Raw genomic sequence first — 12,016 nt, forward strand, 5'->3', positions numbered from 1 at the left:
CCTTCTTCGTTAGACTTTTTCTTCTTTCTGCGCCGCCGGGGGCTACCGAATGCTGCAGCCATGGCGTCGTTCGCCTGGGCAAGTGGGTCATCGGTGATCTCAGCCATAAGAATAAGCTTTCTAGTGACTAGTCCTCAGGATCATTCAGCTCACGGTTAGCTCGCGTGACTCGCATAGCCAGCTGGGTATTCACAGCTGCGTAGTCGGCAGCAAGCTCCTTCATTGTTCCAAGCGCTACGCCCTTAGGCGGGTCCAATACCAGCTCCGCTGGACTCTTGCCGAGTCGGCGCGCCATCACTGCAGCAGATTCGACGTAGCGCACGGCATGATCGACGACCTTGTGGCTTGCGGTGCCTAGGTCCCGCGCCAAGTCCTTTTTGAGCTGTTCTTGTACCTTGGTGGCTGAGGTGTTGGTGGCGAAGAGGACGACCCCCAAGAGACTGACAACCTCGTTGCGCTCCTGCACCTCTCCCAAACGCTCTGCCACAATGCGCAATCCCTTGCGGGAACTGGGGTCAGAGCGGGTCGGCACGATGAGTCCGTCTGACCCGTACAGAGCGTTCATCTGCAGGGTTTCGTCACCCGGTGCAACATCAAGGACGATAGCGTCGTAATCCTCCTCGCATTGTTCCAAAGCGCACACGTAAAGGTACTGCCATGGCAGGTCTTCGCCAGCGTCAGCAAGACGCTTGAGGAAGTGCAGCTCGGTCACCAGAGCACTGAGCTTCTTGCCGCCTGGCACTACAAAGAGGCCGGGGCGTGCCTCACCGGTGGGCTGGAAGGGCTTCTGGTTCAGGACTGCATCAACCTGAGCTTGACCTTCATCGTCCAGAGGGGTCTTGTTGATGCCCAGGTCCTCACAGGCATTGCCTTGAGGATCCAGCTCGATGTAGAGAACTTTCTGCCCGATCGCGGCCAAGTGAGTGGCCCAGGCAACAGCGAACGATGTCTTGCCGACTCCGCCCTTGCCGTTGATGGTGGTGATGACCTTGACGGCGAACTCACCGGCTTCGAGCTCCTCGTCGCGGCGCTCAAGCCACTCACCAAGGATGCGGTTCACGGTGCTCAGATCTGGTACTTCAACTGTCACTAGGGGCATTGGGGGCTTCCCGTCTGTTGGGCGACATGCGGAACGATCGTACCCCTAGGTGGCGCCGGACTCACCTGCGACGTGCCCGCAACGGGAAACAAGCCCCTAGTTTCAGCTCGGGTTTGCGTCAGAGTTTTTCCTCCGATCACGACCACCCCTGGACCATACACCCTGGTCAGAGGCCCACCTACCGCCTTGACGACCAGTCATTCAACCAGTCATTCAGGCAGTCATGCGGCCAGCCCCTAGCCGCGCCAGCGGGCCAAGCTTCCGATCCAACTCCAAGCAGATACCTAAACCTGAAGCCCATGAAGCTCACAGGCCATGAGCTCCAGCTAGCTCACAGCACAGCTCAGCATCGAGCGCCCCAGCAACCGGCCCCACGGACAGTGAACTGCCCTGACTCCCCCCTCAAGAAGCAGCCCACAGCACAGTTGTGGGTTCACTGCAGATCCCTTGCCTCATACCACCCTGCCAACCCAAGGCCTAGCGCCGAACCTGGCTCCCCAGAACTTTGCTATCAGCCCTTGGCCACCAGTGGACCTGACGCCTTCCCACACGAACTGACGAGCGACATCGCACGCCGTCTACTGACCCGCCGAGGAAGGGCGTAGGTGGAAGACTGTGTTTGCCTTCCTGTAACCACCCCACCTAAACCAAGCACATAAGGCCAAGCAGTCACCATGGCCCCTGAGAAGAACCCGTGTTAGAGCTTCTCGCTTTCGGTGTATTGTCTGTGCCTTCTATCCAGCGACCCACCAAAAGACCGGAGGAGCTGGAGGAGATGAGGCATCGTGCACGGCCAACTCCTAAAGCACTTGACCCTGACCACTACGGGCCTTGCCTACGGTTCGGGTGCGCTCTGGCGACGAGCAACCACGACTTGTCGGTGATCAGCGGCTTCTGCGACTTCCAGATGCTCCCCGAAAGAGGTCCGCTCCTCAACTAGGCACCAGAGTCACCTCAACGCCGCTTAACGCCGTAAGGCTCTAGCTCATCACAGCCCGCTGAAGGGGACTTCCAGGGTTCATCCGTGCTCAACTGTGGCAGCCGACACCCCAGGCCCGACTGTGAGCTCTATCCGATGTCTAACGGGACGGATGTCCGCCTCCCTGAGTTGCGACCGCGATGGCGTACTGCTTGTTGTTCATGGCTGCGGACAATGCGCAGTTCACCGTGCCCTACCCGTAGACCACTGCGGCAGGACTAGCCCTGCCCCTAGTGCTGATCGTTGTCGGCATGTATTTATCGTTCGACATCACCCGCAGGCAGGCGATTGACGTAACCGACCCCCGCAAGGCGAGCATGGCTGTGGGTTTCCCAAGACGCTGCGCAGCAAAGCCCTAGCCCCGCGCCGGGGCGCGGTGGGAGTGGCTCCTAAATAGGCCGGAACCGAGACAGAGCCCACGAGAACGAAGCGCGTCGAACGCTGACCGCGCCGCAGTGTGCCGAGACGGTTCGACAGAGCGTGGCCGGCTTCGTCCGTCTACGCGCCGGGTACAGACGGCGCCCCCTGTTCCGCCTTACGGGTCGCGCTCCAGCACCGTCACGGCGAGGCCCCCAGCCTTCCGTAGTACCGGGCCTCCTGGGCGTCGGTGAGCAGCGGCAGGACCTTGTCGAGGTCCGTGATGCAGCGGAGCAGGGCCCGGTGCCGTTTGTCGTCGAGAACGCCCCGGTTGCTCTGCCAGGTCGTCACGCATCCGGCGACGTCCGCGTCCAGCAGGATCATGTGGACACCGGCCAGTTCCCTGACGCGCAGCCCGGTGGGCAACTCCGCTTGTATGTGCTCCGCCCACAGGCGGTCCACCTTTCCCCTACGAGCACCTGTGCTTCTCATCAGTCTCCTAATTCGTTCGTAAGCGGTTCCGGCTACCCCCTGCTGAGAGGCTGCTGGACTGGCCAAAGATGGATCAGTTGCGTAGCGGCCACGTGGGCACGGTGCCAGCCCCTGTCATCTCCTGGCCCGACGAGGCCTTCTGAGAGATCGGTGGGGCCCGGTGCCTTGCCGCTGCGAAATCCCACCAGCCCCATGAGTGTTGGCCCTCGTGGTGCGAACCAACCGCAGGGCAACCCCCACTCCTTGAACCCGGGCCCCAGCGCTCTGTGTAAGACCGGGCCACTGCGGTGCGCTGGTACCGCAAACGGCTACTGAGATGGCAGGCCTTCGAGCCTTGGAATTAGAGCGCCGCGCGGACCACACAGGCCACCACCAGCACACGAACGCGGGAGAAGTAGATGGCGGTGTTCTGCGGGATCGACTGGGCCGAGGCCCACCACGACGTCGCCCTGGTCGACGAGACCGGCAACCGGTTGGTCAAGCTCCGCATCAGCAACGACGCCGAGGGATACCGGCAACTACTGGAAGTACTCGCCGAGCACGGCGACACCCCGGCCGCCCCAGTCCCGGTGACGATCGAGACGGGCCGCGGGCCTTCTGGTCGCTGCTCTACGCACCGGCACCTGGCAGGTGTACGCGACCAACCCGCTGGCCACCGCACGCTACCGCGACCGGCACAGCCTCTCCCGCGCCAAGTCCGATCCCGGCGACGCTCTGGTCCTGGCCAACATCGTGCGCAGCGACGCCGCGGCACACCGGCCGCTGCCTGCCGACAGAGCAGGTCCGCCCCCTAGTGGTGGTGCCCGCGCCCAGCAAGACGCGGTCTGGGCCCGCCAGTAGCTGGTTAACCAGATCCGCTCGCTGCTGCGCGACTACGACCCGGCAGCCACGCAGGCGTTCCAGTCCAAGCAGCATGGCCTGGTCCGAGCCGAGGCCGGAACGGTCCTGACCGCCACACCCACCCCGAGCAGAGCCGCGCGGTTGACGCTGACCCAGCTCAGAGCGACACTCAAACGCGCTGACCGCAGCCGCGGCGCCAAGGAGAAAGCCCAGGGCCTGCGCGACCTCTTCCGTAGCCATGGGCACGCCAGCCCCAGCCGATCGAGGACGCCATCGGCACTCAGCTCCTGGCCCTGCTGCGTCAGCTCAACGCGGGTTGCAAGACGGCTGACGAACTCGCCGCACCAGTGGAGGAGCCTTTTCGCGCGCACCCGGACGATGAAACCCTACTCAGCTTCCTCGGCCTGAGGGTGCTGACCGGCGCCCGGGTGCTCGCCGAGATCGGAGATGACCGCGCGTGTTTCGCCGACGCACGCAGCCTGAAGGCCTACGCCGGGTCCGCCCCCATCACCCGTGCCTCGGGGCGGTAACGGTTCGTGGGCAGGCGGTTCATCAAGAACGACCGGCTGACCAACGCGGGGTGCCACTGGGCGTTCGCCTGGCTGACCAGCTCCCCGGGTGCCTACGCCCACTACCGCAGACACCGGGATCGCGGTGACTGACACGCCCAGGCCCAGCGGCACCTGGGATGCTGGGGCAGCGGTTCCACTGCTTGCAGACCGGTCAGGTCTTCGACGAGCAACGTGCGTTCACCTCCTCTCTCGCGGTCGCGGTTTGACAAGTTGGTCACCTGAGATGTCTTTCAGTCGGCCCGTGATCGGGTGGGGCGCGCCACAGCCGACCGGGAGCGTCAGCTTCCGGTATCACGAGCGATGCGGTACAGCACGTTCGAGCACAGCGGTCCCTCTGGCACGGTGGAGTCATCGAAGTCGTCAACCGGGCGGGCGTGCTGTCAGCCGTTCTCGTCCCGGCGAACGGCATGTCCTCCTCCGCATCGTTCAGGCCAGCGAAGCCATCGAACTCGCCGGTGGCCCGCACTTCGACCACTCATCTCCCTTAACCGCGCCGGTCGAATGTGGCCTTGAAGCGCGCGACGGAGGCGTCGCTCTGGCCGCGGGTGAGCGGATCGCCCAGGCACTTATGAATCTTGGCTTCGTCACCCAGTCACCCATCGCGGAATGACCGCGGAGAGACTCGGCGGCGACCAGGAACCACGCCTCGTACTCCGGGCAGGCGATCACCACCTCGACCGGGCATCGGGCGAGCGCGGAATCGAGAGCGATCGAGCGCGCTAGTTCGACAGGGCAGGTGATGTCCTTGTCGTCACCATCCCTGAGCACGAGGACGCCGCCCCGGTCGGGAACGCGCCTGGACTGGAGCAACACCGCCCTGGTCAGCTCATCTGATTTGCGCATTTTCGCCGAGTCCAGGCGGAAGGGCTGCGCGACGTCGATCCACGTGTCCGCGTACTCGGTCGCGACCCGGGTGAGCAGGTCCCGTACCGCCCTGTGCTCGCCGTGCCCCTCCACGATCGGGGCGATGGTGACGGGAGACATCACTCCTCTTCCCATGACAAGCGCTCCTGGACGGGCGCGGGGAGAAGCTGGTCCGTTCTGAGCAGCTCACCGGGGGTGTAGAGGTGCTCCCGCATCGCGTGAGTACCGGCATCGTCGAGGGGACCTATGTTGGTCTCCCCGGACGCAGAGCGGACCGCGTACAGCTCGGAGGGTTCGAAGTCATCCCGGTCCAGCAGGTCGGGGCTGTGACTGGTGACGACCACCTGACGACGAGTGCTCGCGTCCCGGAGCGCGTCCAGCAACACCCCGGCCGCAGCCGGGTGCAGGGCGCTCTCCGGTTCCTCGATACCGACCGTGCTGAGGGTGTCCCCGGTGTCGGAGAACAGGCAGACGAGGACGCCCAGGGCGCGCAGGGTGCCGTCCGAGACCGACTGAGCCGGAAACCGCCACGGATTCTCGGCCCCCGGTACATCCTGGGTGAACTCCAGCGTTTCCCAGTTGCCGAGGTCCGCCCGCGAGACCCCGTGCATACCGGGAACGATCATCCGCAGGTAGTCCTCGACACGTTCCTTGTCGCTCGCGCCCTGGGAACTGCGTTGCAGGCGGTGCAGCACACTGGCGACGTTGGACCCGTCCCGGCGCAGGAACTCACCGGAGTCGCGGGTCTGCGGCTCACGCATGGCGTCCGGGTTCAGGCTGAAGACGCTGATGCCCGAGAGGCCCGCGTACACCCGCTCGAAGATGTCGATCCCGGCGGCCGAGACCAGGTAGAGGCGCTGGTCGTTGACCGGGGGCATGACGGGCTCGGAAGCCTTCTCCAACTCGCCGTTCCTGACCTTGAAGAAGCCCTTCCAGGATTCCGCTTCCCCCGTGGAGTACACGTGGCACTCCTCCCGGGAGACCTTGAAGGCGCCTCCTTCGGCCGCGGCGACCTCGAAGGCGTACGTGCCCGAGTAGGTAGGGCCTCGGAACTCCAGGTCGATCGCGAAGTGGGTCGGATGCCCGGTCGAGCGCCGCCGTACCTCGGCCACGCCGCCCCGGCTGCGCAGTGCCTGGTCGAGCGAGGTCTGGAGGGCTTCGGAGACCAGCCTGAGAGCGTCGAGGAAGTTGCTCTTACCGGAGCCGTTGGGGCCCACCAGGAAGAGCAGTTGGCCCAGCCTGACATCGGCTTCGGCGATGCTTCTGTAGTGCTTCAGGTGCACACGGGTGAGCGAGAACTGATTGGCCTGCATGGGGTTCAGTCTTTCAACATCCTGGCAATCAACGGCCAAACTCACCTCCGCCGCCTCGATGAGCTCGTCGACCGCATCCAGCTAGCACAGCACAATCTGCTGGGGATAGTAGTCGCTCAGCAGGAAGCGGACCTGGTCGATCAGCTGGTGGAGGGCCCGGACCGTGTCCTACTGAGCGCGGACCGCCACCGTTAGGGCGCGGATCTGCTCGCTGGGGCAGGGAGGGTCAGTGCGCGGCAGTATTGGTGCGCAAGATGTTGGCCAGCACCAAGGCATCGACGGGGTCGGGCTCGGCCCGGGAGGCACTGCGTCGGTCGCAGTAGCGAGTGGCGGCTAGCGGATTGATCGCAGACGCCTGCCGGTTCGCGTTGCCTAGGCGACTTCGAACGCGACATCCGCTGGTCAATGCTCGAACGCGATTACGGCACACTCTGCCGTACAGGGGTATGTCGGCGGGCAGGGTCAGGATCAGGTGTACCAGCTCTGCGGGGGCGTCGTCGCTGGTGGGCACAGAGGTCAGGGTGGCGCGTCCGACAGCTTCGGTGATGAAGTCCACCACCACCGCCACCGCGCCGCGGTACCTCTCGTGCAGGGCCCTAGGTGTACTGACCACTGAGGTTGGTAACACCCACCCCACCTGACACAAACGAAGAGGGCCTCCGGTAACGGTGTGGATTGCGACATCTACCACCGGACCGGAAGGCCCTCGATGCCCCACACTACACACGCCAACGCCCGCCTCACCCCCGCCGGACGCCTCGCGCTGGCCCGATGCGTCATCGACGACCAGTGGCCCCTGCGGCGAGCCGCTGAACGCTTCCAGGTCTCCCACACCACCGCCCGCCGCTGGGCCGACCGCTACCGCACCCTGGGCCAGGCCGGGATGGTCGACGCCTCCAGCCGCCCACACCACTCACCACGGCGCACCCCCACCCGCCGCGAACGCCGCGTGATCAAACTCCGCTGCACCCGCCGATGGGGCCCGGCCCGCATCGGCGGCCACCTGGGCATGCACCCCTCCACCGTGCACCGGATCCTGACCCGCTACCGCATGCCCCGCCTATCCCACCTGGATCGGGCCACCGGCCGGGCGGTGCGCCGCTACGAGCGCTCCCGCCCCGGGGAACTGGTGCACGTGGACATCAAGAAACTCGGCAACATCCCCCACGGCGGCGGCCACAAGGTGCTGGGACGCCCTCTGGGACGCAAGCACCGCTCCAACACCGGATACGCCTACCTGCACAACGCCGTGGACGACCACTCCCGGCTGGCCTACTCAGAGATCCTTGCCGACGAGAGGAAACAGACCGCGGTGGGCTTTTGGGAACGCGCGCACGCCTACTTCGCGTCGGTGGGCATCACGGTGGAGCGGGTGCTGACCGACAACGGGTCCTGCTACAAGTCCCACGCCTGGCGGGACCTGCTGGCCGACCAGGGCATCAAGCACAAGCGCACCCGCCCCTACCGTCCCCAGACCAACGGCAAGGTGGAGCGCTTCAACCGGATCCTGGTCGAGGAGTGGGCCTACGCCCGCCCCTACACCAGCGAGACACAAAAGCGGGAGGCGTTCGCGGGGTGGTTGCATCACTACAATCACCACCGGTTCCACACCGCGATCGGCGGCCCTCCCGCCTCCCGCGTCACCAACCTCTCAGGTCAGTACACCTAGGCCTAAGGCCTGGGCCAGGGCGCGGGCGGTCGTGGTCTAGCCGCTGGCGGAGGCGCAGACCATGAACAGGATCGTCGTGCGCGTGGCTGTCTCGACCTCAGGGACGGACGGTTGGGGGTGACCGCGGACGGGGCGAGGGCGGGGCCAGGATCGGCGGCGGGTGCCTGCGGAGGCATGGAAACCAGCACACGCACAGTTTGCCCAGGCGCGGTGGGCTCGGCGGGCTTGGAGGGTGCGGGGCTGCCACGATGAGAGAAACGGTGTGGCCATCTCGGGCTGGGCGGGTGCGCGCGGGGCGGCGGTATGGGCGCGCCGTCGCCGCAGCGGGAACGCGCAGGAGCGGTGCCAACCGCCGGGCCAGAGCGGCACAGCGCGAGCCGCTGGCCGGGCTCGTCCGCCAGCGCGGGCACCTGTCCGGCTCGGGCTCACACATGCCGGCGTAGTGCTCCCCGCCCTCGGGACGCCTCTCGCCGACCAGCTCCCGGCAAGCCTGGACGCGGATGCGCCGGTCCACCCGCTGCGTATCCTTCTCCTCCTCGAGGGCACGGCCCAGGCCGCTGCCCGGCCGGGTGAGCAGTTAGGCGGCCAAGGCCAGGTGCGCCTGGACCTGGCACGAATCCAGGGCGGCCAGTACGCCGGAACCAGCATCGCCCGTGCAGTTGTGGCACATCCATATTGAGCCTCTGTTAGACTTTTACAATTTGTAAAAGTCCGGCAGGATGGCCCTCATGACTACTTCACCCGCACCCACCGAGCGGCTGTCCGACCTGCTTGGAAGCCTTTACCACCTGCACGAACGTGCTGGTGACCCCCACCTGGAGCTGTGGCCCGGCGAGGATGCCATCGGAGTGCTCCAGTACACCCGTACCCGCCACAACGCCCTGCCGCCCTCTCAGTCGAGTCCGGCGCGCGGTGAGCAAGTCAGGCTCCGCCTGAAAGTAGTGCGGCTGCTCTACAACCTGATTGACGCCGAGCAGCTCGGTGCCTTGGACCATGCTCGCCCGCCTGGGGCGCGACGCGGTGAACACCTTCTAGCTCTGGCCGACCTGGCCGAGGTACTGAGACTTGCAACGCCAGCAGCCGTCAGCAATCGCAGGGACCGGCTTCGCGCTGCCCAGCACAACCTGCCGCGCACCCCTCGGCACGGACGCCAGCTCTTCGCCGAGCAGGAGGCCCAAACACGCCGAAATCTGGCGAAGGTAGAACAGGCTCAACGCCACCATCCGCGGGTGCGAGCAGCAGCTCAAGCATTGCTTGAGGTCCGCCAAGACCTCGTTTTGACCGAGGACGCACAGGACTGGCTGCATGACCTGGGCCTTCTTCTGGAAGAGGACGTCCTGCGACCAGACCAGATGCCCTCGATGGCCGCTTACCTGTCCCTGGCCCTAGCCGAGCTCGATCAGGAGGCAGCTCGGTCCTCGGTGGCCGCTGATGCACTTTCACGTGCCCGTGAGGCTCTGTCCTACCGAGATCGGTAGCCAGCAAAGTGTGTACTCCGATCCCTTACCAGCACGTTTGTCTCGCCCTAGCCCCGACCTACGCGCTGACAACTACCACACGCAGCAGCGTCCTCCCTACTCGGTATCGTCGAGACAAGGAGTTAGCTCGATGGCACCACAACTAACTCGCCCCCAAGGGGCGCTGTCCACTTTGGTTGCGACCCCCACCAACGATAAGGAACCTCTCATGACTACTGAAGGTGCCGCTCACCAGGACCACCTAGTCGTCCACCCCACGGCTGAGGACAACCACGACTCCATCAAGGAGGAATCCGAAGCCGCCAAGCACACAGCGGCCTCTTACACCCTCGCGCCCACGGCCGAGAACCTGGCTGCAAACCCCGTGTTGGTCGTACTCATCGGTGACGCCTCCGCCAGCCAGGACCTCCTGGACAAGTACCCGGCCGAGTGGGTGGTGACGCTGGAAGACCCCGAGCTTCCCGGACAGAACGCACACGAACTCGGCACGAACATCGCCGATACCCCGCTGACCGTCCGCCTCCGCGAGCGTCTGCCTGCCGTCCTAGCTCCCCACCCAACCATGATCGGTGAGCTCGCGACGTTCGCCCGCACCGACATCTTGACTGTGGCCTCCACTTACGGTGTGCCCGCCTACGCGGTGCTCACCATCGAGGATGGCGCTACGGACGAGGAATCCCAGGCTCTACCCACACCCGACATTCTCGCCGATGAGGGGTGGAGCAGTTACTAACCACCGAGCTCGAGGACCATGACGACCATGGGCTCCCCTGCCGCAGTCCTACACCTCGCTGGTCGCGGAGCCGCAGGCCATCCGCCCCAGAAAACGCTCTGCGCCCCTCATCACCAAGTTGTATCTAGCTCTCTGCCCGAGTCCGCGCCGGCCACGTTGAGGATAGGAAGCGCAGTGGGGAACCGAGCACTTCCGCCTTCACACACATGGCCGCAGTTGTGTTCGGGAGTCGGCCGTCAGACAGTCCCTACGGCGAGGAAGAGCCTCAACAGGCTGACCGCATAGAAGGAGCCGCTTACGACTGGACTGCAGCCGCCGCCACGGCGCACAGTAGCGGCCATCACCGTTCGACGCCGACGGCACCGACGAACCATGGAGTAGGCGCTCTCCCGGAACGAGCACCTGCATGAGAAGACGTACCAGCAGACCCACATAAGGGACCCTCACCTACCGCTACTAGAAGAGGCTCTACCGTGGCTGAACCAGACCCTGCTAGTGCTGTGGCCGGAAAGGTTCACCCGGGTCAGTGATCGGTGCCAGGGTTGACCACGACAGCAGTCGACCCTGGGAGCCGCGGTGTCCGCACCCCTCAAAGCCCGCAGACTCACCGACCCTGAGGGCCAAAAACTCCAACGCATCGTCCGCCGGGGCAGCACCAACACCGTGCGCTACCGGCGGGCGATGATCATCCTGGCCTCTTCCAGCGGCAACACCGTCCCCGTCATCGCCCGCCTGGTCGCCGCTGATGAGAAAACCGTCCGCGAGGTCATACACGCCTTCAACGACCAGGGACTGAACTGCCTGGACCCTAAGTGGGCGGGAGGCCGTCCCCGCATGCTCAACCCAGACGAGCAAAACCTCGTCCTGAAGACGGCCACGACCCGCCCGACCAAGCTCGGCCAGCCCTTCACCCGCTGGTCGCTGCGCAAACTCGCCGCGTACCTGGCCCACAAAGGCGGATCCGGCCTGCGCATCGGTCGCGAGACCCTGCGCGCTCTGCTGCACCAGCACGGCATCACCTTCCAACGCACCACGACCTGGAAGGACTCGCCCGACCCCGACCGCGATACCAAACTCGACCGCATCGAGCACGTCATGGAACACTTCGCCGACCGGGTCTTCGCCTTCGACGAATTCGGCCCCCTGGGCATCCGCCCCACCGCAGGCTCGGGCTGGGCCCGGGCCTGCAGCCCGGAGCGGCTCCCGGCCACCTACCGGCGCACCCATGGCATCACCTACTTTCACGGCTGCTACTCGGTGGGCGATGACACCCTGTGGGGCATCAACCACCAGCGCAAAGGCGGCGCGAACACGCTCACAGCGCTCAAATCGATCCGAGCCGCCCGCCCGGACGGCGCTCCGGTCTACGTGATCATGGACAACCTGTCCGCGCACAAGGGCCCCAAGATCCGGGCCTGGGCCCAGCGCAACAAGGTCGAGTTGTGCTTCACCCCTACCTACGCCTCCTGGGCCAACCCGATCGAGGCGCACTTCGGGCCGCTGCGCCAGTTCACCCTCGCCAACTCCCACCACCCCAACCACACGGTGCAAACACGGGCGCTGCACGCCTATCTGCGGTGGCGCAACGCCAACGCCCGCGACCCGGACGTGGGGGGGGGG

At 65.5% G+C, this 12,016-nt stretch carries 10 protein-coding genes and 1 pseudogene; 5 read left to right on the forward strand and 6 right to left on the reverse strand.

The window, feature by feature from the left end; genetic code table 11:
- Window positions 1-127: 127 nt before the first annotated feature.
- The 3 genes from ACSIH6_RS38160 to ACSIH6_RS38170 form a co-directional block, all read right to left on the reverse strand.
- Entirely contained in the window at window positions 128-1,090 is a 963-nt protein-coding gene (locus ACSIH6_RS38160) for a ParA family protein (protein WP_435113551.1), read from the reverse strand.
- A 1,546-nt stretch (window positions 1,091-2,636) separates the two neighbouring features.
- Window positions 2,637-2,927 carry a hypothetical protein gene (locus ACSIH6_RS38165; protein ID WP_435113553.1) on the reverse strand — a complete coding sequence of 97 codons (291 nt, stop codon included), beginning with the start codon at window positions 2,925-2,927 and terminating at the stop codon, window positions 2,637-2,639.
- Between the two features lie 340 nt (window positions 2,928-3,267).
- Complete coding sequence (locus ACSIH6_RS38170) at window positions 3,268-3,408, reverse strand: hypothetical protein (protein ID WP_435113569.1); 141 nt, start codon at window positions 3,406-3,408, stop codon at window positions 3,268-3,270.
- Here ACSIH6_RS38170 and ACSIH6_RS38175 point away from each other — a divergent pair.
- Window positions 3,377-4,545 (forward strand): annotated as a pseudogene (locus ACSIH6_RS38175) (IS110 family transposase). The gene ACSIH6_RS38170 and the pseudogene ACSIH6_RS38175 sit on opposite strands and share 32 nt — an antisense overlap.
- A gap of 220 nt (window positions 4,546-4,765) precedes the next feature.
- On the opposite strand, the gene ACSIH6_RS38180 reads toward ACSIH6_RS38175, so the two are convergent.
- From ACSIH6_RS38180 to ACSIH6_RS38190, 3 genes are all read right to left on the reverse strand, one after another.
- Window positions 4,766-5,323, reverse strand: coding sequence for a DUF4276 family protein (locus ACSIH6_RS38180; RefSeq protein WP_435113555.1), 558 nt, complete (start codon window positions 5,321-5,323; stop codon window positions 4,766-4,768).
- A complete protein-coding gene (locus ACSIH6_RS38185) occupies window positions 5,323-6,516 on the reverse strand; it encodes an AAA family ATPase (protein ID WP_435113557.1) in 1,194 nt (397 codons plus the stop codon). The genes ACSIH6_RS38180 and ACSIH6_RS38185 overlap by 1 nt, the downstream gene beginning before the upstream one ends.
- A 226-nt stretch (window positions 6,517-6,742) precedes the next feature.
- The gene (locus tag ACSIH6_RS38190; RefSeq protein WP_435113559.1) at window positions 6,743-7,084 is read right to left on the reverse strand and encodes a hypothetical protein; all 342 of its coding nucleotides are present in this window, start codon (window positions 7,082-7,084) and stop codon (window positions 6,743-6,745) included.
- Window positions 7,085-7,225: 141 nt separating this feature from the next.
- Here ACSIH6_RS38190 and ACSIH6_RS38195 point away from each other — a divergent pair, with 141 nt between their 5' ends.
- The 4 genes from ACSIH6_RS38195 to ACSIH6_RS38210 form a co-directional block, all read left to right on the forward strand.
- A complete protein-coding gene (locus ACSIH6_RS38195) occupies window positions 7,226-8,185 on the forward strand; it encodes an IS481 family transposase (RefSeq protein WP_435113561.1) in 960 nt (319 codons plus the stop codon).
- A 728-nt stretch (window positions 8,186-8,913) separates the two neighbouring features.
- Entirely contained in the window at window positions 8,914-9,663 is a 750-nt protein-coding gene (locus ACSIH6_RS38200; protein ID WP_435113563.1) for a hypothetical protein, read from the forward strand.
- A gap of 208 nt (window positions 9,664-9,871) precedes the next feature.
- Window positions 9,872-10,396: a hypothetical protein gene (locus ACSIH6_RS38205; protein ID WP_435113565.1), complete on the forward strand. Its 525-nt coding sequence runs from the start codon at window positions 9,872-9,874 to the stop codon at window positions 10,394-10,396.
- Between the two features lie 576 nt (window positions 10,397-10,972).
- Window positions 10,973-12,016, forward strand: a 1,044-nt coding sequence (locus ACSIH6_RS38210; RefSeq protein ID WP_435113567.1) for an IS630 family transposase, incomplete at its 3' end; no start/stop codon positions are given.

This window comes from Nocardiopsis synnemataformans (assembly GCF_965343085.1).
GTDB lineage: Bacteria > Actinomycetota > Actinomycetes > Streptosporangiales > Streptosporangiaceae > Nocardiopsis > Nocardiopsis alborubida.